This window comes from Streptomyces endophyticus (assembly GCF_035798155.1).
Lineage (GTDB): Bacteria > Actinomycetota > Actinomycetes > Streptomycetales > Streptomycetaceae > Streptomyces > Streptomyces endophyticus.
Genome location: NZ_JAOZYC010000122.1, coordinates 242,424 through 262,849, shown reverse-complemented (window position 1 = coordinate 262,849; position 20,426 = coordinate 242,424). Strand labels below are relative to the sequence as shown.

The 20,426-nt window shown below is 70.9% G+C and carries 17 protein-coding genes and 1 pseudogene; 14 read left to right on the top strand and 4 right to left on the bottom strand.

The genetic code is table 11. The features are described from left to right. Window positions 1–69 precede the first annotated feature (69 nt). From OKJ99_RS19695 to mgtA, 3 genes are all read left to right on the top strand, one after another. The gene (locus tag OKJ99_RS19695) at window positions 70–606 is read left to right on the top strand and encodes an MSMEG_1061 family FMN-dependent PPOX-type flavoprotein (RefSeq protein ID WP_326018067.1); all 537 of its coding nucleotides are present in this window, start codon (window positions 70–72) and stop codon (window positions 604–606) included. A gap of 73 nt (window positions 607–679) precedes the next feature. After that, window positions 680–1,042 carry an ArsR/SmtB family transcription factor gene (locus tag OKJ99_RS19690; RefSeq protein WP_326018065.1) on the top strand — a complete coding sequence of 121 codons (363 nt, stop codon included), beginning with the start codon at window positions 680–682 and terminating at the stop codon, window positions 1,040–1,042. 10 nt (window positions 1,043–1,052) lie between these two features. Continuing rightward, window positions 1,053–3,620: a magnesium-translocating P-type ATPase gene (gene mgtA / locus OKJ99_RS19685; protein ID WP_326018063.1), complete on the top strand. Its 2,568-nt coding sequence runs from the start codon at window positions 1,053–1,055 to the stop codon at window positions 3,618–3,620. Between the two features lie 13 nt (window positions 3,621–3,633). On the opposite strand, the gene OKJ99_RS19680 is transcribed toward mgtA, so the two are convergent. After that, window positions 3,634–5,103, bottom strand: a complete 1,470-nt coding sequence (locus OKJ99_RS19680; RefSeq protein ID WP_407700720.1) for an LCP family protein — start codon at window positions 5,101–5,103, stop codon at window positions 3,634–3,636. Between the two features lie 114 nt (window positions 5,104–5,217). On the opposite strand from OKJ99_RS19680, the pseudogene tatA reads away from it, so the two are divergent. From tatA to OKJ99_RS19660, 4 genes and pseudogenes are all read left to right on the top strand, one after another. Further along, window positions 5,218–5,379, top strand: a pseudogene (gene tatA / locus OKJ99_RS19675) (Sec-independent protein translocase subunit TatA); the annotation flags it as partial. Window positions 5,380–5,434: 55 nt separating this feature from the next. Then, window positions 5,435–6,010 carry a TerD family protein gene (locus OKJ99_RS19670; RefSeq protein ID WP_326018059.1) on the top strand — a complete coding sequence of 192 codons (576 nt, stop codon included), beginning with the start codon at window positions 5,435–5,437 and terminating at the stop codon, window positions 6,008–6,010. A gap of 104 nt (window positions 6,011–6,114) precedes the next feature. After that, the gene (locus OKJ99_RS19665) at window positions 6,115–6,696 is read left to right on the top strand and encodes a TerD family protein (protein ID WP_326018057.1); all 582 of its coding nucleotides are present in this window, start codon (window positions 6,115–6,117) and stop codon (window positions 6,694–6,696) included. Beyond that, the gene (locus tag OKJ99_RS19660) at window positions 6,693–7,757 is read left to right on the top strand and encodes an acyltransferase family protein (protein ID WP_326018055.1); all 1,065 of its coding nucleotides are present in this window, start codon (window positions 6,693–6,695) and stop codon (window positions 7,755–7,757) included. The genes OKJ99_RS19665 and OKJ99_RS19660 overlap by 4 nt, the downstream gene beginning before the upstream one ends. A gap of 22 nt (window positions 7,758–7,779) precedes the next feature. Here OKJ99_RS19660 and OKJ99_RS19655 read toward each other — a convergent pair whose 3' ends face one another. Next, window positions 7,780–8,961, bottom strand: coding sequence for a saccharopine dehydrogenase family protein (locus OKJ99_RS19655; protein ID WP_326018053.1), 1,182 nt, complete (start codon window positions 8,959–8,961; stop codon window positions 7,780–7,782). A 266-nt stretch (window positions 8,962–9,227) separates the two neighbouring features. On the opposite strand from OKJ99_RS19655, the gene OKJ99_RS19650 reads away from it, so the two are divergent. From OKJ99_RS19650 to OKJ99_RS19635, 4 genes are all read left to right on the top strand, one after another. After that, the gene (locus OKJ99_RS19650) at window positions 9,228–10,385 is read left to right on the top strand and encodes a CaiB/BaiF CoA transferase family protein (RefSeq protein ID WP_326018051.1); all 1,158 of its coding nucleotides are present in this window, start codon (window positions 9,228–9,230) and stop codon (window positions 10,383–10,385) included. A gap of 8 nt (window positions 10,386–10,393) precedes the next feature. Further along, on the top strand, window positions 10,394–11,536 hold the full coding sequence (locus tag OKJ99_RS19645; protein ID WP_326018049.1) for an acyl-CoA dehydrogenase family protein: 1,143 nt from the start codon (window positions 10,394–10,396) through the stop codon (window positions 11,534–11,536). Window positions 11,537–11,609: 73 nt separating this feature from the next. Further along, a complete protein-coding gene (locus OKJ99_RS19640; RefSeq protein ID WP_326018047.1) occupies window positions 11,610–12,830 on the top strand; it encodes an acetyl-CoA C-acetyltransferase in 1,221 nt (406 codons plus the stop codon). Between the two features lie 53 nt (window positions 12,831–12,883). Further along, the gene (locus OKJ99_RS19635; protein WP_326018045.1) at window positions 12,884–15,067 is read left to right on the top strand and encodes a 3-hydroxyacyl-CoA dehydrogenase NAD-binding domain-containing protein; all 2,184 of its coding nucleotides are present in this window, start codon (window positions 12,884–12,886) and stop codon (window positions 15,065–15,067) included. A 9-nt stretch (window positions 15,068–15,076) separates the two neighbouring features. Here OKJ99_RS19635 and OKJ99_RS19630 read toward each other — a convergent pair whose 3' ends face one another. Continuing rightward, complete coding sequence (locus tag OKJ99_RS19630; protein ID WP_326018043.1) at window positions 15,077–15,787, bottom strand: MerR family transcriptional regulator; 711 nt, start codon at window positions 15,785–15,787, stop codon at window positions 15,077–15,079. Window positions 15,788–16,072: 285 nt separating this feature from the next. On the opposite strand from OKJ99_RS19630, the gene OKJ99_RS19625 reads away from it, so the two are divergent. The 3 genes from OKJ99_RS19625 (at window position 16,073) to OKJ99_RS19615 (ending at window position 18,839) form a co-directional block, all read left to right on the top strand. Further along, the gene (locus tag OKJ99_RS19625; protein WP_326018041.1) at window positions 16,073–17,545 is read left to right on the top strand and encodes an amino acid permease; all 1,473 of its coding nucleotides are present in this window, start codon (window positions 16,073–16,075) and stop codon (window positions 17,543–17,545) included. Between the two features lie 76 nt (window positions 17,546–17,621). Beyond that, the gene (locus OKJ99_RS19620) at window positions 17,622–17,921 is read left to right on the top strand and encodes a hypothetical protein (RefSeq protein ID WP_326018039.1); all 300 of its coding nucleotides are present in this window, start codon (window positions 17,622–17,624) and stop codon (window positions 17,919–17,921) included. Window positions 17,922–17,984: 63 nt separating this feature from the next. Next, window positions 17,985–18,839: an oxygenase MpaB family protein gene (locus OKJ99_RS19615; protein ID WP_326018037.1), complete on the top strand. Its 855-nt coding sequence runs from the start codon at window positions 17,985–17,987 to the stop codon at window positions 18,837–18,839. Window positions 18,840–18,889: 50 nt separating this feature from the next. On the opposite strand, the gene OKJ99_RS19610 is transcribed toward OKJ99_RS19615, so the two are convergent. Next, a complete protein-coding gene (locus OKJ99_RS19610) occupies window positions 18,890–20,365 on the bottom strand; it encodes a M1 family metallopeptidase (RefSeq protein WP_326018035.1) in 1,476 nt (491 codons plus the stop codon). Window positions 20,366–20,426: the final 61 nt, after the last annotated feature.

Sequence of the window (20,426 nt, the reverse complement as noted above, 5' to 3'; positions counted from 1 at the left end):
GTAAGGTGACCCTAACTTGACGTCGTATAGGGTTCGGGAAAATCGACCGCCCCGGACCCAGGAGTCGGCTTGCCGCACGCCACGGACACGTATGAGTACCAGGAGCTGCGCTCCCCGGAGCAGTTGCGCGAGATCCTCGGCGAGCCGTGGCCCATCGTGATCGAGAAGGTGCACGGGGAACTCACCGAGAAGGACCGGGGGTTGCTGGCCCGCTCGCCGTTCTGTCTGGTCGCCACATCGGACGCGGACGGCAACTGCGACACCTCGCCGCGCGGCGACGCACCCGGCTTCGCGTACGTCGTCGACGACCGCACGATCGCCCTGCCGGACCGCCCCGGCAACCGCCGGGGCGACAGCTTCCACAACATCCTTCAGAACCCGCACGCGGGCCTGCTCTTCCTGATACCCGGCGCCAAGGACGTCCTGCGCGTCAACGGCAGGGCCCGCATCCTCACCGACGCCCCGTTCTTCGCGGACATGGCGGTGAAGGGCGAGCCGCCGAGCCTGGCCCTGCTCCTGGACATCGACGAGATCTACCTCCACTGCCCGCAGTCCCTGAACCGCGCGGGGCTGTGGCGGCCGGAAACGTGGGAGGGCGGTGCCTGAGCGAGGCCCCGCGCCCGCCTAGACTTGCCCCCGTACGAATACCGGGAGTGCGGCGTGGGACGGGAGAAGGCCAGTGGTGGCAGGGGCTGGACGGTTCGAGGATCCGTCGGCTGACGTGCTCGCCGAGGCGGCCGAGGCGTTCGCCCTGCTCGCCTCGCCGGTGCGGCTGCACATGGTGTGGGCCCTCGCCCAGGGCGAGAGCGATGTGAGCGGGCTCGCCGAGCGGGTGGGCGGCGCGCTGCCCGCCGTCAGCCAGCACCTGACCAAGCTGAAGCTCGCGGGCCTCGTACGGTCCCGGCGCGAGGGCCGGCGGCAGGTGTACTACGTCGACGATCCCGAGGTCGTGAGCGTGGTCCACCTTATGATCGGCCAGCTCGCGGAGCGTGCCGAGCAGGCGAAGGCGCCGGTGCGCCGCCTGCGTGGCGCGGGGGCCTGAAGGCCGGCCCGTGGCCGTTCCCGAACCGGCCGAGCGGACCCGTGCGCTCCCGCAGCCGCGTACCGCCCCCGAAGGCCCGACCGCCCTCCAGACGCTGCGCGCCCTGGGCACGGGACCGCGCGGACTGACCACGGACGAGGCCGAACAGCGCCTGGCCCGGCACGGCGGCAACACCCTGCCCACCGCCCGGCAGCCGTCCTGGCCGCTGCGGATGTGGCGCAGCCTGCGCGACCCCTTCACCACCGTGCTGTTCTGCCTCGGACTCGTCTCCGCGCTCGTCGCCTCCTGGGGCACGGCCTGCGTCATCCTCGCCCTGGTGATCGTCAGCAGCGTGCTGCGCACGCACGGCGAGTACCGCGCCGACCGGGCCGGCGCCGGACTGCGCGAACTGGTCGCGGGCACCGCCAGCGTGCAGCGCAGGGAAGGCGCGGGCGACGAACCACGCGTGCGCGAGATCCCGGTCGACGACCTCGTGCCCGGCGACGTCGTGCGCCTCGCGCCCGGCGCCCTGGTGCCCGCCGACGTACGCCTGTTGAAGGCGCGCGGCCTCACCGTGCACCAGGCCGCCCTGACCGGCGAGTCCGCGCCCGTGCCGAAGGAACCGGCCGATCTGCCGGACGGGGACGGCGAGGGGCACCTGGTGTTCCAGGGCAGCAGCGTCGCCTCCGGCAGCGGCACCGCGGTCGTCGTCGCGACCGGCGCCGACACCCGGTTCGCCGCCGTGCACGGCCCGCGCAGCGACCGGCCCGCGAGCGCGTTCGACCGCAGCGTGCACGGCATCTCCTGGGTGCTGATCCGCTTCATGCTGCTGACCCCGCCGCTGGTGCTGATGGCGAACGCCGCGGTGCGCGGGCGGGGACTTGAGACCCTGCCGTTCGCGGTGGCCGTGGCGGTCGGCCTGACCCCCGAGATGCTGCCGGTCATCGTCACCATCTGCCTGGCCCGCGGCGCCTCCCTCCTGGCCCGCTCGCACGGCGTCATCGTGCGCCGCCTCCCCGCCCTGCACGACCTCGGCGCCGTCGACGTGCTGTGCGTCGACAAGACCGGCACCCTCACCCGCGACCAGCCCGCCGTCGACCCCGACCGCACCGACCCCGAGGCCCTGCACTGGGCGGGCGCCTCCGCCTGGTGGACCCTTCAGACCGCCGAACTCACCGACCCCGACCCGCTCGACGAGGCGCTGCTCGCGGCCACAGGACCCGACGACTGGGACGCGTACGACGGGGTCGACGCGCTGCCCTTCGACCCGGTACGCCGCCTGGCCACCGCCGTCGTCAGGGAGCCCGGCACCCTGGGCGTGCACGTCCTCGCGGTGAAGGGCGCCGTCGCGGAGGTCCTGGAGCGCTGCGCCGTCGAGGAGGACGAGCGGGCCGCACTGCACCAGCGGGCCGGACGGCTCGCGGAAGGCGGCGTCCGCCTGCTGGCCGTGGCCACCGCCCGGCGCCCGGCCCGCGCCCGCGGCTACACCCCGGCCGACGAACGCGGCCTGACCTTCCAGGGCTTCGTCGCCTTCCACGACGCCCCGGCCGACACCGCGCACGACGCGGTACGCGCCCTCGGCGAGCGCCGCGTCACCGTCAAGGTGCTCACCGGCGACCACCCGGCCACCGCCACCCGCGTCTGCCGCGACGTGGGCATCGAGCCCGGCGAGGTCGTCGTCGGAGCCGACATCGAGCACCTCGACGACGAGCGGCTCGGGGAATTGGCCGCCCGCACCACCGTGTTCGCCCGCTGCACCCCCGACCACAAGGCCCGCGTCATCACCGCCCTGCGCGGCCGCGGCCACACCGCCGGATTCCTCGGCGACGGCGTCAACGACCTGCCCGCCCTGCGCGCCGCCGACGTCGGCGTCTGCCCCGCCGGAGGCGTCGACGTGGCCCGCGAGAGCGCGCACGTGGTGCTCGCCGACAAGGACCTCACCGCGCTCGAACACGCCGTCGTGGCGGGCCGGCACTCCAGCGCCAACATCGCCTCGTACCTGCACATCACGCTCTCCTCCAACCTCGGCAACGTGATCGCGATGCTCGCGGCCGGCCTGCTGCTGCCGTTCCTGCCGATGCTGCCGCCGCAGGTCCTCGTCCAGAACCTGTGCTTCGACGCGGCCCAACTCGCGCTCGCCTTCGACCGGCCGCGGACGGCCGCGCTGCGCCGCCCCACGGTGCTGCGACCGCGGCCCTTCCTGCGCTTCATCACCGGGTTCGGCGCACTGGGCGCGCTCGCCGACCTCGCGACGTTCGGCGCGCTCGCCCTGTGCCTGCCAGGCTCCCTCGGCCCCGGCGACCAACAGGGCTTCCACGCGGGCTGGTTCACCGAGAACCTGCTGACCCAGGCCCTCGTGATGCTGTTGCTGCGGACGGGCCGGCAGAGCGCCGAGGGCCGCACGCCGGGCCCCGTCCGCTGGGCGGCGACGGGCCTCGCGGCCGTCGGCATCCTGCTGCCGCTGACTCCGCTCGGCCCGTGGCTCGGCGTCTCGGGCCTGCCGCCGCTCTACTATCCGCTGCTCGCGGCGATCCTCGTGGCGTACGCGCTCGCGCTGGCGCTGCTGCGGCGGCGGGGGGACCGGGCGGAGCGTCCGTGAACAGCCGGGCCGCTCACCCGTAGGACAGGTGGGAGCAGATGTCCTGGTCGGCCGAGCGCGCGGTGTCGGCCACGCCGGAGGGCACCGACGTCGGGGTCGGCGTCGGCGAGGCGGCGCTGCCGGGCCGGTAGTCCGCGCCGAGGACCACGCCGATGCCCGGCGCGGTGCCCGCGGTCAGTTCGGCGGCGGGGAAGAGCCGGGCGACGGCCGATGCGTGGGCCTTCTCGCCGGGGCCGTAGGTGATGGTCGTGGTGGAGCGGGCCCGGTCGGCGGCGTTGCCCGTCGTCGGCACGGTGAAGCCGCGTCCGGTGAGCGCCGCGGCGGCGTCGGCGGCGAGGCCGGGGGTGGCGGTGCCGTTGTAGACGGTGACGGAGACGCCCTCGCCGGAGACCTCCTGGGTGGCGCTCGCGCTGGGGGAGGGACCGGCCTTGGCGCCGCCCTTCGTGCCGCTCGCGTCCTTGCCTTCGAGGGTGCGGTCGTCCTTGAGCGCCGCCCACAGGGCGTCGGCGTCCGGGTGCACGACGGCGACGCGATCGCCCTCGTACTTCCAGGGGATGGTGACGAACTTGGTGTTGTGCAGGTCGACGTTCTTCAGTGACATCGCGAACGCGAGCAGCTTGTCCGCGGATCCCAGGCCGGGGTCGACGGTCATCGACTTCGTGGCGGCGTCGGCGAGCGGCAGCAGCTTGGTCGGGGTGAAGCCGTCGCTCTTGATCTTCTTGATGAGGCTGGAGACGAAGGACTGCTGGCGCTGGATGCGGCCGATGTCGGAGCCGTCGCCGATGCCGTGCCGGATGCGGACGTAGTCGAGCGCCCGTTGCCCGGCGACGGTCTGCTCGCCCTTCTTGAAGAGACGTTTTCCCCGCGTGGGCCGGTTCGGGTTGAGGTCGTTCTGGTAGACGTCGTTCGGCAGGCAGACCTTGACGCCGCCGACCACGTCGGTGAGCTGTGAGAAGCCCTTGAAGTCGACGACGACGGTGTGGTCCACGCGCAGTCCCGTGAGGTGCTCGACGGTGTTCTGGGTGCAGGCCGGATTGCCCTCGGCGGTCTGGCCCGTCGTATAGGCCGCGTTGAACATCACGTCGGTGCGCGTACTGCTCCACGTACCGTCGGGGAGCTTGCACGGCGGGATCGTGACCAGGGTGTCGCGAGGGACGGAGACGCCGACGGCGTGCTTGTGGTCGGCGTAGACGTGCAGCAGGAACGCGGTGTCCGAGCGGCCGATGTCGTGTCGGTCGCCGCCGCCGAGATCACTGTTCCCGCCGGTGCGCGCGTCGGTGCCGATCACCAGCACGTTCTCGCCCTTGGAGGTGTCGGCGTCGGGCCGGTTCCTGGACAGGCCGTCCGAGCCGAACGTGTCGATGTTGCCGTTCAGCTTCAGGTACAGCCACCCGGCGCCCGCCGTGATCAGGACGAGCACGGCAAGGCCCGTCACGAGTGTGATCCGCAGTCGGCTGCGCTTACGCCGTCGCCCCATACCCATGCCCTTGCTGTCGGTCCACCCATTGGTTGTACAGTTGCGCAATGTAGCAAGCGCGGCTGTGGGGGTGGCACGTCCACCCCGGCCGCGGTCCGACCACGGCAAGAGGTGAACGCCATGTTCCGCAACGCATTGGAGCCCTGGCACCTGTTGGTCCTGGGCGTCGTGATCATCGTGCTCTTCGGGTCCAAGAAGCTTCCGGACACCGCACGCTCCCTGGGCAAGTCTTTGCGCATCCTCAAGAGCGAGACGAAGGCCATGAAGGAGAGCGACGAGACCGCGGCACCACTTTAAGCATTGCGCAAGTGTTGGAAATGATGTGGAGGTAGCAGCAGTGGGAGTTTCCCTGGGCAAGGGCGGCAATGTCTCGCTCAGCAAGGAGGCGCCGGGCCTGACCGCGGTAACGGTCGGCCTGGGCTGGGACGTACGCACGACGACGGGCACCGATTACGACCTCGACGCGAGCGCCCTGCTGTGCGACGCGGCCGGGAAGGTGCTCTCGGACCGGCACTTCGTCTTCTACAACAACCTCACCAGCCCGGACGGCTCCGTCGAGCACACCGGGGACAACCTCACCGGTGAGGGCGAGGGCGACGACGAGAGCGTCAAGGTGAATCTCGCCGGGGTGCCCGCCGAGGTCGACAAGATCGTCTTCCCGGTGTCGATCCACGACGCCGAGCCGCGCGGTCAGAGCTTCGGCCAGGTGCGCAACGCGTTCATGCGTGTCGTGAACCAGGCGGGTGGCGCCGAGATCGCCCGCTACGACCTCTCCGAGGACGCCTCCACCGAGACCGCCATGGTCTTCGGCGAGCTGTACCGGCACGGGGCGGAGTGGAAGTTCCGCGCCGTGGGCCAGGGGTACGCCTCCGGCCTGGCCGGCATCGCGCAGGACTTCGGCGTCAACGTCTGAGGCACGCGCGTCCCCGGCGCCGCCCGCCCGCCCCCAGGGCCCGGGCGGGCGGCGCCTCAGCCTCGTACGACACCAACCGACCGGCCGACCAGAAAGCACACCGCATGTCCGTGAACCTGGCCAAGGGCCAGCAGATCAGCCTCAGCAAGGACACCGGCGACGCCCTGACCGTCGTACGCATGGGACTCGGCTGGCAGGCCGCGCCCCGCAAGGGCTTCCTCGCCAAGCTGACCGGCACCCGTGAGATCGACCTCGACGCCTCGGCCGTGCTCTTCTCCGGGAAGAGCTACGTCGACGTCGTCTTCTTCCGCCACCTCGTCAGCGAGGACGGCTCGGTGCGGCACAGCGGCGACAACCTCGTGGGCGGCACCGGGCAGGCCGACGACGAGTCCATCGCCGTCGACCTCCCGCGCGTCCCGAGCGAGGTGGACCAGATCGTCTTCACCGTGAACTCGTTCACCGGGCAGACCTTCGCCGAAGTGGGCAGCGCGTACTGCCGCCTCGTCGACGAGACCACGGGCGCCGAACTCGCCCGCTACACGCTGGAGGGCGGCGGTGGACACACCGCGCAGATCATGGCCAAGGTCCAGCGCGACGGCACCGGCTGGAAGCTGAGAGCGATCGGGGAGCCGGCGGCGGGCCGGACCTTCCAGGACCTGATGCCCGCGATCACCCGCCACCTGTGAGCCTGACGGCGGCCCCGGCCGCCCGCACGGAGGTGCGGGCGGCCAAGGGCCGGGACGCGTTCTACGACAACGCCAAGTACCTCGCGATCGTGCTCGTCGCGATGGGGCACGCGTGGGAGCCGCTGCGCGACGACAGCCGCGCGGCGGCCGCGCTCTACACCACGGTCTACGCGTTCCACATGCCGGCGTTCATCGTGATCTCCGGCTACTTCTCGCGCTCCTTCGACGCGAGCCCCGGGCGGCTGAAGCGGCTGATCACGGGCGTGGCCGTGCCGTACGTGGTGTTCGAGATCGCCTACACCTTCTTCAAACGGACGGCGGGCGACGACCCGGGCTACCCGATCAGCCTGCTCGACCCCTGGTACCTGACCTGGTTCCTGATCGCGCTCTTCGTATGGCGGCTGACCACGCCGCTGTGGAAGGTGATCCGGTGGCCGCTGCCCGTGGCGCTCTCCATCGCGGCGCTCGCCTCGGTCTCGCCCAGCATCGGCGACGACCTGGACCTGCAACGCGTCCTGCAGTTCCTGCCGTTCTTCGTGCTCGGCCTGGTCCTGAAGCCGGAACACTTCCAGCTGGTGCGCCGCAAGGAGGCGCGGATCCTCGCGGTGCCGGTGTTCGCGGCGGCCTTGCTGTTCGCGTACTGGGCGGTGCCGCGGATGAACGCGGCCTGGTTCTACCGCCGGGACAGCGCCCAGGAGTTGGGGGCGCCCGGCTGGACCGGTGTGGCCATGACGCTGGCCATGTTCGGGTGCTCGGCGATCCTCGCCGCGTGCTTCCTCGCGTGGGTGCCGGGGCGCAGGCTCTGGTTCACGGTGCTCGGCGCGGGCACGCTCTACGGCTACCTGCTGCACGGCTTCCTCGCCAAGGGCTCCCGCTTCTGGGACTGGTACGAGGTCGACTGGGTGCACACCCCGTGGGGCGAGATCGTGGTGACGCTCATCGCGGCGGCCGTGATCACCGTGCTGTGCACGCCACCGGTCCAGCGGATGTTCCGGTTCGTGATGGAGCCGAAGATGGAGTGGGCGTTCAAGCGGGATCCGGCGGCGCGGGAGGCTCGTTGAGCCTGTTCCGCGCTCGCCGTGCTCAGCGTTCGGCCGCGACCCGGAACGTGATCCCGGCCGCCCGCAGCCGCTCGATGAGGGCGTCGCCCATGGCCTCGACGGTGGTCACCTGCCCCGCGGTGTCCGGGAGTTCGTCGCGGACGAGGCACATCGCGGACTCGGCGAGCATCTTCGCGGTCTCGGCGTAGCCGGGGTCACCGCCGGACACCTCCGTGTAGACGCGGCGCCCGCCGCCCTCGCCCACGAACCGCACCGAGAACCAGCTCTTGGCGCGGCGCGCCTCGTCGGGCCCTTCGCCCGGCTTCAGCCGCCCGCTCAACCACCGGCGCACCGGCGGCACTTGGGCCGCGGCGAACAGCGTGCTCATGCCCACCACGCCCCCCACCGCGAACGGCAGCGTCTTCACGGCGGCGTAGTGCCGGTAGCGGAAGTCGGGGCCGTAGCGCTCGACGGCCCGCGCCGAGCGCTGCACCACCTGCGGGTCGATCGTCGGCAGCGGCAGGGCCCACGCGCCGATCTCCTTGGCGTAGTGCGGGGTGCCGGTCGGCGCGTACGCCGTGCGATCGATCGGGCGGGGCTCGTGGCGGCGCCGGTCCTGCTGGGCCGCGAGCATCTTCCGGGCCCGCGAGAACTGGTTCAGCGCGGAGGCGAACGTGCCGCCGGAGAGCGTCGCGTTCGACCGTACGAAGCCGTCGACGCGCAGCGGCACGCCCTCCGGCAGCTGCTTGACGGTGTAGTACGCGCCCAGGTCGTGCGGGATGGAGTCGAAGCCGCAGGCGTGCACGATGCGGGCGCCGGTGTCGCGCGCGCGGGCGTCGTGGCGCACGTACATGAGGTCCACGAACTCCGGCTCGCCCGTGAGGTCCACGTAGTCGGTGCCCGCGTTCGCGCACGCGGCGACGAGCCCCTCGCCGTACTCCAGGTACGGGCCCACGGTCGTCGCCACCACGCGCGTGTTGACGGCCAGTTCGCGCAGCGACGACCGCTCGGCGATGTCCACGCGCACCAGCGGGAGCACCGCGCACTCCGGGTTGATCTCGGTCAGCCGCTCGCGCAGCCGCTCCAGCTTCGTGGTGTCACGCCCGGCGATCGCCCACCGCAGTCCCGCGGGCGCGTTGGCCGCGAGGTACTCGGCGGTGAGCACCCCCACGAACCCCGTCGCCCCGAACAACACCACGTCGTACGTCCTGCTTGACTCGTTCATGCCACCCCTCACCCGCGTCGTGCGCCGCTGTCGGTGGCCGAGGCTAGCTTGAACGGAGATCGCGACGGAGCCCCGGGGTATATCAAGCCTCGCCTTGCGAACGAGAGCCCGCGGGGTCCGGGGCGGAGCCCCGTGGCGTAGGACCGGCGCGGCGGTCACGGAAAAATGGCTAAGCGCTTGCTCGCCAAGGGCTTGTGTGGACCGGCCCAGCTTCATAGCATCGTTGGTGTTACATCAGTTGTGTCACAAGCTGGGGGCGTGGCGGTATGGCAGAGGCAGGCACGGAAAGCGAAGGCCGGCACGGTGGGCCGCTCGCCGGGGTGCGCGTGGTGGAGCTGGCCGGGATCGGCCCCGGCCCCTTCGCCGCGATGCTCCTCGCCGACCTCGGGGCCGACGTCGTACGCGTCGACCGGCCTGGCGGCCAGGCGCTCGGGGTTCCCCCGGAGTACGACGTCACGAACCGCAACAAACGCTCCGTGATCGTCGACCTGAAGGCGGCGGACGGCGCCGAGCGGGTGCTGCAACTGGCCGCGCGCGCCGACGTGTTGATCGAGGGGTACCGGCCCGGAGTCGCCGAGCGGCTCGGCGTCGGGCCCGAGGCGTGCCACCGGCGGAACGCGAAGCTGGTCTACGGCCGGATGACCGGCTGGGGGCAGGACGGGCCGCTCGCTCAGCGCGCGGGCCACGACATCGGCTACATCGCGCTGACCGGCGCCCTCGGCATGACCGGCGAACCGGACCGGCCGCCGGTGGCCCCCGCGAACCTGCTCGGCGACTACGCGGGCGGCTCGCTCTACCTCGTCGTCGGCATCCTCGCCGCCCTGCACCACGCCCGGGACACCGGCACCGGGCAGGTCGTCGACGCCGCGATCGTCGACGGCACCGCGCATCTCAGCACGATGATCCACGGGATGCTCGCGGCCGGCGGCTGGCAGGACCGGCGCGCCGCCAACCTCCTCGACGGCGGCGCCCCGTTCTACGGCACGTACGAGACCGCCGACGGCAAGCACATGGCGGTCGGCGCCCTTGAGCAGCGGTTCTACGCGGAATTCGCCGAGCTCCTCGGGCTCGGCGAGGCGGCCGACGCCCGGGGCGACCTCGGGCGCTGGGACGAGCTGCGCGCCGCCGTCGCCGCCCGCTTCAAGGAACGTACGCGGGACGAGTGGGCGGCCGTCTTCGAGGGTTCGGACGCCTGCGTGGCGCCCGTGCTCACCCTCGGCGAGGCCCCGCACCACCCGCACCTCGCCGCCCGCGGCACCTTCGTCGAGCACGGCGGCCTCACCCAGCCGGCGCCCGCGCCCCGCTTCTCCGACACCCCCACCAGCGTCCGCTCGGGCCCCGCCCGGCCGGGCGCCGACACCGAAGACGTCGCGCTCGACTGGGACGTACCGGCCCTGAACGAGCCCACCACGAAAGGCAGTTGATCGCGAGCATGGAACGACGCCTGTTCAGCGCCGAGCACGAGGCGTTCCGCGAGACCGTGCGCACCTTCCTCGCCAAGGAGGTGACGCCGCACTACGAGCAGTGGGAGAAGGACGGCGTCGTCTCCCGCGAGGCCTGGCTCGCCGCCGGGCGCCAGGGCCTGCTCGGGCTCGCCGTGCCCGAGGAGTTCGGGGGTGGCGGCACCGCCGACTTCCGCTACCCCGCCGTGCTCGCCGAGGAGTTCACGCGCGCGGGCGCCTCCGGTCTCGCCGTCGGCCTGCACAACGACATCATCGGCCCGTACCTGACCTCGCTGGGCACCGATGAGCAGAAGCGGCGCTGGCTGCCCGGCTTCTGCGAGGGCTCGATCATCAGCGCCATCGCCATGACCGAGCCCGGCGCCGGATCCGACCTCCAGGGCATCCGCACCACCGCCGAGGACAAGGGCGACCACTGGCTGCTCAACGGGTCGAAGACCTTCATCTCCAACGGGATACTCGCCGACCTCGTCATCGTCGTCGCCAAGACGACGCCCGAAGGCGGTGCGCACGGGCTCTCGCTGCTCGTCGTCGAGCGCGGCATGGAGGGCTTCGAGCGCGGCCGCAACCTCGACAAGATCGGCCAGAAGGCCCAGGACACCGCCGAGATGTTCTTCAACGACGTGCGCGTCCCGAAGGAGAACCTGCTCGGCGAGCTCAACGGCGCGTTCGTCCACCTCATGACGAACCTCGCGCAGGAGCGCATGGGCATCGCCGTCGCCGCGATCGCCGCCTCCGAGCACCTCCTGGAGATCACCACCCAGTACGTGAAGGAGCGCGAGGCCTTCGGCCGGCCGCTCTCCACCAAGCAGCACATCCGCTTCGAGATCGCCGAGATGGCCACCGAGTGCGCCGTCACCCGTACGTTCCTGGACCGCTGCATCGAGGATCACTCGGACGGGCGACTCGACGCCGTGCACGCCTCGATGGCGAAGTGGTGGGCGACCGAGCTGCAGAAGCGGGTCGCCGACCGCTGCCTCCAACTGCACGGCGGATACGGGTACATGACCGAGTACCGCGTCGCGAAGGCGTTCACCGACGGGCGCATCCAGACCATCTACGGCGGCACGACCGAGATCATGAAGGAGATCATCGGGCGTTCGCTGCTCTCCTGACCCCTCAGCCCCCTCTGTAGACCCGGACTGTAGACCCGAACCCCCTGTTCCGCTGCTTCGAAAGGCACCTCCCGTGACCACAGACGCGTACGTATACGACGCGATCCGCACCCCGCGCGGCCGCGGCAAGGCCAACGGCTCCCTGCACGGCACCAAGCCGATCGACCTCGTCGTCGGCCTGATCCACGAGATCCGCGCCCGCTTCCCCGACCTCGACCCGGCCGCCATCGACGACATCGTGCTCGGCGTCGTCGGACCGATCGGCGACCAGGGCTCCGACATCGCGCGCATCGCCGCCATCGCGGCAGGGCTCCCCGACACGGTGGCCGGCGTGCAGGAGAACCGCTTCTGTGCCTCGGGCCTTGAGGCCGTCAACCTGGCGGCGATGAAGGTCCGTTCGGGCTGGGAGGACCTCGTCCTCGCCGGTGGCGTCGAGTCGATGTCGCGGGTGCCGATGGGCTCGGACGGCGGCGCCTGGGCGATGGACCCGATGACCTCCTACGAGACCGGGTTCGTGCCGCAGGGCATCGGCGCCGACCTCATCGCCACGATCGAGGGCTTCTCGCGGCGCGACGTCGACGAGTACGCCGCCATGTCGCAGGAGCGGGCGGCCGCCGCCGTGAAGGACGGCCGGTTCACGCGCTCGATCGTGCCGGTCAAGGACCGCAGCGGACTCACCGTGCTCGACCACGACGAGCACCTGCGCCCCGGCACGACGGCCGATTCGCTCGGCAAGCTGAAGCCGTCGTTCAAGGACATCGGCGACCTCGGCGGCTTCGACGCGGTCGCGCTGCAGAAGTACCACTGGGTCGAGAAGATCGACCACGTGCACCACGCGGGCAACTCCTCCGGCATCGTCGACGGCGCCTCGCTCGTCGCCATCGGCTCCCGCGAGGTCGGCGAGCGCTACGACCTCACCCCGCGCGCCCGCGTCGTCTCCGTCGCGGTCTCCGGCTCCGAGCCGACCATCATGCTCACCGGGCCCGCGCCCGCCGCGCGCAAGGCGCTCGCCAAGGCGGGCCTGACCATCGACGACATCGACCTCGTCGAGATCAACGAGGCGTTCGCGGCGGTCGTGCTGCGCTTCGCGAAGGACATGGGCCTGTCCCTGGACAAGGTCAACGTCAACGGCGGCGCGATCGCGCTCGGCCACCCGCTGGGCGCGACCGGCGCGATGATCCTCGGCACCCTCGTCGACGAACTGGAGCGTCAGGACAAGCGGTACGGCCTGGCCACGCTGTGCGTGGGCGGCGGCATGGGCATCGCCACGATCGTGGAGCGCGTCTCCAACTGAGTGGTTCTGCCCCAAACCCCTTCCCCCGTACGAGACTTCACGGAGACCGAACCATGACGCAGAGCACGACCATCCGCTGGGAGCAGGACGACACCGGCGTCGTCACGCTCGTCCTGGACGACCCCAACCAGTCCGCGAACACCATGAACCAGGCGTTCAAGGACTCCATCGCCGCGATCGCCGACCGCGCCGAGGCCGAGCTGGCCGCGAACCCCGACTCGATCCGCGGGTTCGTCTACACCTCCGCCAAGAAGACCTTCTTCGCGGGCGGTGACCTCAAGGACATGATGAAGGCCGGCCCCGAGGACGCGCGGTCCGTCTTCGAGACCGGCATCGGCATCAAGAACTCGCTGCGCCGCATCGAGACCCTCGGCAAGCCCGTCGTCGCGGCCATCAACGGCGCGGCCCTGGGCGGCGGTTACGAGATCGCGCTGGCCAGCCACCACCGCGTCGCCCTCGACGCGCCCGGCTCGAAGATCGGCCTCCCCGAGGTCACGCTCGGCCTGCTCCCCGCGGGCGGCGGCGTCACCCGCACCGTCCGCCTCATGGGCATCGCCGACGCGCTCCTCAAGGTGCTGCTCCAGGGCACCCAGTACGCCCCGAAGCGCGCCCTGGAGAACGGCCTGATCCACGAAGTGGCCGCCACCCGCGAGGAGATGATCGAGAAGGCGCGGGCCTTCATCGACGCCAACCCGGAGTCGCAGCAGCCCTGGGACAAGCCCGGCTACCGCATCCCCGGCGGCACCCCGGCCAGCCCCAAACTCGCCGCGAACCTGCCCGCCTTCCCCGCCAACCTCAAGAAGCAGCTCAACGGCGCCCCGTACCCGGCGCCGCGCAACATCCTCGCGGCCGCCGTCGAGGGCTCCCAGGTCGACTTCGAGAACGCCCTCGCGATCGAGGCCCGCTACTTCACCGAGCTGGTCACCGGGCAGACCGCGAAGAACATGATCCAGGCGTTCTTCTTCGACCTCCAGGCCGTGAACTCGGGCGCCAACCGCCCCAAGGGCATCGAGCCCCGCAAGGTGCAGAAGGTCGCCGTCCTCGGCGCCGGCATGATGGGCGCCGGCATCGCCTACTCCTGCGCCCGCGCCGGCATCGAGGTGGTCCTGAAGGACGTCTCCGCCGAGGCCGCCGCCAAGGGCAAGGCGTACTCCGAGAAGCTGTGCGCCAAGGCCGTCAAGCGCGGCCGTACGACGCAGGCGAAGGCCGACGCGCTGCTCGCCCGCATCACCCCGGCCTCCGACCCGCAGGCCGTGGCCGGCTGTGACGCCGTCATCGAGGCCGTCTTCGAGGACCCGTCGCTCAAGCACAAGGTGTTCCAGGAGATCCAGGACATCGTCAACCCCGACGCCCTGCTCTGCTCCAACACCTCGACGCTGCCCATCACCGCCCTGTCCGAAGGCGTCGAGCGGCAGGCCGACTTCATCGGACTGCACTTCTTCTCGCCCGTCGACAAGATGCCGCTCGTCGAGATCATCAAGGGCGCGCGCACCGGCGACGAGGCCCTCGCCCGCGCCTTCGACCTCGTCCGGCAGATCAACAAGACGCCCATCGTGGTCAACGACTCGCGCGGCTTCTTCACCTCGCGCGTCATCGGTCACTTCATCAACGAGGGCGTCGCCATGGTCGGCGAGGGCGTCGAGCCCGCGTCGGTCGAGCAGGCCGCCGGGCAGGCCGGCTACCCGGCCAAGGTGCTCTCCCTGATGGACGAGCTGACGCTGACGCTGCCCCGCAAGATCCGCGAGGAGACGAAGGCCGCGATCATCGAGGCCGGCGGCACCTGGGAGACGCACCCCGCCGAGGCCGTCATCGACCGCATGGTCGACGAGTTCGGGCGGCCGGGCCGCAGCGGGGGAGCGGGCTTCTACGAGTACGGCGAGGACGGCAGGCGCGCCGGTCTGTGGACCGGGCTGCGTGAGCACTTCACGAAGCCGGGCACCGAGATCCCGTTCGAGGACATGCAGGAACGCATGCTCTTCTCCGAGTCCCTCGACACGGTGCGCCTCATCGAAGAGGGCGTCCTCACGTCCGTCGCCGACGCCAACATCGGCTCCATCTTCGGCATCGGCTTCCCCGGCTGGACCGGCGGCGTGCTCCAGTACATCAACGGCTACGAGGGCGGCCTGCCCGGATTCGTCGCCCGCTCGCGCGAGCTGGCCGGGCGCTACGGCGACCGGTTCCTGCCGCCCGCGCTGCTGGTGGAGAAGGCCGAGAACGGCGAGACCTTCAAGGACTGAGGCCGGTGGCTACGGGAGGCGGTCCGTGGTGCGGAACGCCTCCCGCAGCTCCTCCTTCAGCGAGCGCTGGAACGCGGTCAACAGCGCCTGAATGACCAGCGGTTGCATATGGGCCGACAGTGACTTCACGTCCTGCTCGGCCCGTTGCGACACCTCGGAGCTGAACAGCCGGGCCAGCTCCTGCGCCGCGCCCCGCGAGTGCTCCACCAGCACCTCGCGCGAGGCCAGGATCGCGTCCAACGACAGGGGTACGTCCAGGAGTTGGACGCCGAGCCGCAGCTGGCCGGTGTCGCAGCGGTACGTGTCGTCGCGCTCCCGCGTCAGCACGTCCATCGCCGCGAGCCGCGCCAGGTTCTCCTCGGTCAGCTCCCGGCCCGCGCGCCGGTCGAGCTCGCTCCGGGTCAGCGTCTCGACGGTGTCGGGGGCCCAACTCGCCACCACCGCGCGGTGGATCGCCAGGTCCTGTGCGCTCAGGTCGGCCGGCAGTTGCTCCAGATAGCGCTCGATCGCGGCCAGCGTCATGCCCTGGTGCTGCAGCTCCTCGATCAGCGCGAGCCGCGCGACGTGGTCGGGTCCGTAGTGCCCCACCCGGCGCGGCCCGATCACCGGCGGCGGCAGCAGGCCGCGCGTGCTGTAGAAGCGGATGGTGCGGACCGTGACGCCCGCGCGGGCCGCCAGCTCGTCGACGGTGAGCGTGGGGGCCTGAGTGTCCGTCGTCATCTTCGCCTCTCGCTGCGATCCGGGTGCAACAGTATTGCTGAGACACCGACGTTGTGAAACCCAAAGAGCACGGTCGACGCCCTATACGCCCCCTCCGGTTCCACGTCCAGAGGCGTCCCGTCATGTGAGAAGCGCCGCTATGTGATCTCCGCCACCGCATCGGGGGCGATCTTTGGGGGAAGGTGCACCTCGGTCCGCACGCCGTCAGGGGTGATGCGGGCCGACGCACGTTCCGGACCCCGGCGACCCCCACGTCTCCGGGCACCACAGAGTGGACACCCCCTCGTGAGCAAGGACGCCCTCAACACGGCCACGGACGCATCCCGCACAGATGCCTCCCAGGCGCCCGCCGACGCGGGCGACGCCGGCTACAGCAAGGCCCTCAAGAGCCGCCACATCAACATGATCGCCATCGGTGGAGCGATCGGCACCGGACTCTTCCTCGGTGCCGGCGGGCGGCTGCACGACGCGGGCCCCGCCCTCGTCTTCGCCTATCTGATCTGCGGGATCTTCGCGTACTTCGTGGTGCGCGCCCTTGGTGAAATGGTCGTCTACCGGCCCTCATCCGGTTCCTTCGTGTCGTACGCGCGTGAGTTCCTCGGTGAGAAGGGCGCCTATGTCGCCGGCTGGATGTACTTCCTGAACTGGTCGATGACGGGCATCGCCGACATCACCGCCGTCGCGCTGTACACGCAGTACTGGAGCGCCTTCACGAGCATTCCGCAGTGGGTGCTCGCGCTGGTCGCGCTCGCGGTGGTGCTGTCCGTGAACCTCGTCTCGGTGAAGTACTTCGGCGAGATGGAGTTCTGGTTCTCGATCATCAAGGTGGCCACCCTGGTGGCCTTCCTCTTCGTGGGCATCTTCCTGGTGGCCACGCAGCACCCGATCGACGGCCACACACCGGGCCTGCACATGATCACGGACAACGGCGGCTGGATGCCCAGCGGCACCATGGCCGTGGTCCTCGTGATGCAAGGTGTCGTCTTCGCGTACGCAGCCCTCGAACTGGTCGGTGTCGCGGCGGGCGAGACCGCCGAGCCGCAGAAGGTCGTCCCGCGCGCGGTGAACTCGATCATGTGGCGCGTCGGCCTGTTCTACTGCGGCTCGGTGCTGCTGCTGGCGCTGCTGCTGCCGTCCACCTCGTACACCTCGGGCGAGAGCCCCTTCGTGACGCTGTTCTCGAAGCTGGGCGTCGGCGGCGTCGGCGACATCATGAACATGGTGGTGCTCACCGCGGCCATGTCCTCGCTGAACTCCGGCCTCTACTCCACGGGCCGCATCCTGCGCTCCATGGCCATGTCGGGCTCCGCGCCGAAGTTCACCGCCAGGATGAACAAGAGCCAGGTGCCGTTCGGCGGCATCCTGCTCACCGCGGGCGTCGGTGTGCTGGGCGTCGGCCTGAACTACCTGCTGCCCGCCGAGGCGTTCGAGATCGTCATCGAGGTCTCCTCGATCGGCATCATCGGCACCTGGGTCATGATCATGGTCGCGCACCTGGCGTTCGTCCGCCGGGCCAAGCAGGGCCTGGTCGAGCGCCCGAAGTTCCGCCTGCCGTGGTCGCCGGTCACCGAGATCGTCACCATCGTCTTCCTGCTCTCCGTGCTCGTCCTCATGTGGAACGACGAGGAGACCGGCCGCAAGACGCTCATGCTGATCCCGGTCGTCGGAGTGCTGCTCTTCATCGGCTGGTTCCGGGTGCGGCGCAACGTCGACCGCATCGCCTCGGACGAGCTGACGAAGGTGGCCGACGGCAACTGAGCCCGCCTCCTTCCTTCACGGGGCCCCGACGCACACGATGCGTTGGGGCCCCGAGCCGTGGGGGTAGGACACAGGCATGTCGCTGGTTCCGTGGGACGTACAAGTCAAGATCGGGCAGTTGGCCGCATTCGTCGCGGCCCTGGCGACGGCATTGATCAGCTCCGCCCGTAGGCGCCACCCCCGCGCCGCGCCGGACCCACCGAAGCCGCCCCCGGCCCGGACCCCGCTCCCGGCCCACGTCGTCCCCTGCCGCTCGGCCCCGGCCACGGCCGCCGTCACGGACCTGTGCACCTGCGTCTCGGAACTGGCCTCGGACCTGGCCAAACGCTACGCGGACGACGACCGCCGCCGCCCCGGCCCGGACGCGCATACTTGATCAGAGACCCACAGACCCACAGACCCCCATGGCTCCGGACGCACCACGAGGAGCGGCATCCCCATGAAGCAGCACGACCCGGACCCGCCACCGCCCCCGCCCGGCGGCATCCTCTGGGAGACGGCAGGTGACATCCGCGCCCTGCTCGCGCTGCCCGCCGCGTTCGTGCTCCAGGTCGCGCACCCCGCCGTCGGCGCGGGCGTCGACGAGCACTCGGTGTTCCGCACCGACCCCTGGGGCCGCGGCGAGCGCTCGCTGACCTCGGTCATGCTCTGGGTCTACGGGGGCGAGGCCGCGGCCGAGGAGGGCCGCAGGCTGCGCCGCCTGCACCGCACCATCCAGGGCGCCGACCCGCACGGCCGCCGCTACCACGCCCTCACCCCGGCCCACTACGCCTGGGTGCACGCCACCGGCTTCCCCGTCTCCCGCTACGCGCGCCGCTACTTCGCCACGCCGTTCACGCCCGAGGAGGATGAGCGGTTCTACGCGGAGTGGCTGATGGTCGGCCGCATCCTCGGCATCCACGACCGGGACATGCCGCAGACGGTCGAGGAGTTCTGGCCGTACTACCGCAAGATGCTGGCGCAGGAGATCGAGCGGAACCCGGTGGTGGACGAGCTGACGGCACGCTCCCGCCCCCTCCCGCCCCCACCGGGCCACCACCCGCTCCTCAACTTCCTGTGGCCCCTCCTGCGCCCGGCCCTGACCCGCACGATGAGCTTCCTGTCGATCGGCCTGCTCCCACCAGAGGCGAGAGAGGCGATCGGCCTCCCCTGGACACCAAAGCAGGAACGCCGCCTGCGCCGCTTCGCGGTATTGGTGCGCTGGCTGGCACCGAAACTCCCAGAACGCCTCCGCTACCTCCCACTGGCACACAAGGCGCGAGCATCGAGCCGTTCAAGCCCCGCCGGCGATTGAGGCGCGGGGCCCGGGGCAGAGCCCCGAGACCGCAACCCCGCCGCAGCGAGTCAACGCTCCGAGTGCACCCCATTCGTGGCAGCAATCCGCTTCCACGACTTCGGCTGCACCACGTCGGCCGAAGCCCGCGCAGCAGACGCCCCCGGCTTCGACGGCTCAAACAACCACGTATCGAACAGCCCGCCCAGCCGCTCCCCGGAAACCCCCTCCGCATACCCGATGAAGTCGGAGACACTCGCGTTGCCGTACGCGTGCTGCTGCGGCCACCCCTTCAGGATCGCGAAGAAGTTCTTCTCGCCGACCTTGTTCCGCAGCGCCTGGATCGCCAGCGCCCCCCGGTCGTACACGGCCGCGTCGAACTGGTTCTCAGGACCGGGGTCACCCGGCTTCACCGTCCAGAACGCGTCGTCCGCCGGGTGCTGCGCGTACGTGTAGTCGGCGAGCTCCTGGGCCGTGCCCTCGCCCTCCTTCTCCGACCACAGCCACTGCGCGTACCGGGCGAAGCCCTCGTTGATCCAGATGTCCTTCCAGCCGCGCACGGAGACGCTGTCCCCGTACCACTGGTGCGCCAACTCGTGCACCACGACCGACACGTTGGACCCGTTGGCGAATTGCTTGGGCGAATAGAAGGGCCGCGTCTGCGTCTCCAGCGCGAAGCTGGACGGCACGTTCGGCACATACCCGCCCAGCGCCTCGAACGGATACTTCCCGTATACCGACTCCAGCCACTCGGCGACCTCGGTCGTCCGCTCCACGCTCGCCTTCGCCGCGCCCTCGTTCGCGCCGAGGTCCTTGCTGTACGCGTTGATGACGGGCAGCCCGTCCGCGGTCTTGTCGGTGGTGATGTCGAACTTGCCCACCGCCAAGGTGGACAGATACGTGGCCTGCGGATGGGCCGAGCGCCAGTTGAACCGCGTCCAGCCGAGCTTCGAACTCTGCGACTGCAACGTGCCGTTGGAGATCGCCTGGGTGCCGTCGGGCACCGCGATCGACACGTCGTACGTGGCCTTGTCGAGCGGGTGGTCGTTGGCGGGGAACCACCAGGCCGCCGCCTCCGGCTCGTTGGCCGCGACACCGCCGTCCGGGGTGCGCTGCCATGAGGTGAAGCCCCAGAGCTTCACGTCGGACGGCTTGCCGGCGTACTTCACGACGACCGTGAACGGCGTGCCCTTCGGCAGCCCGGCCGCCGGGGTCACCTCCAGCTCCTGCACGTCGGACCTGGCGAATTTCGCCTTCTTGCCGTTCACCCGGACCTCGCTCGCCGTGAGCCCGAAGTCGAGGTTGAAGCGGGACAGGTCCTGCGTGGAGGAGGCGAGGATGGTCGCCGTGCCCTCCAACTGGTCCGTCTTCGGCTGGTACTTGAGGCGCAGGTCGTAGTGGGAGACGTCGTAGCCGCCGTTCCCGTACGCCGGGTAGTAGGGATCACCGATGCCCGACGCCCCCGGTTGGAAGTCCGCGGCCGATGCCGGGATCGCCAGCAGCAGAGAGGCCGCGAGTGCGCCGGGGGCGATGAGTCTGCGGTACACGGAAACTCCAAGTCGTCGGGGACGTCAGGCCGTTGCCGACCGCGTACGGATCACGTCCGTG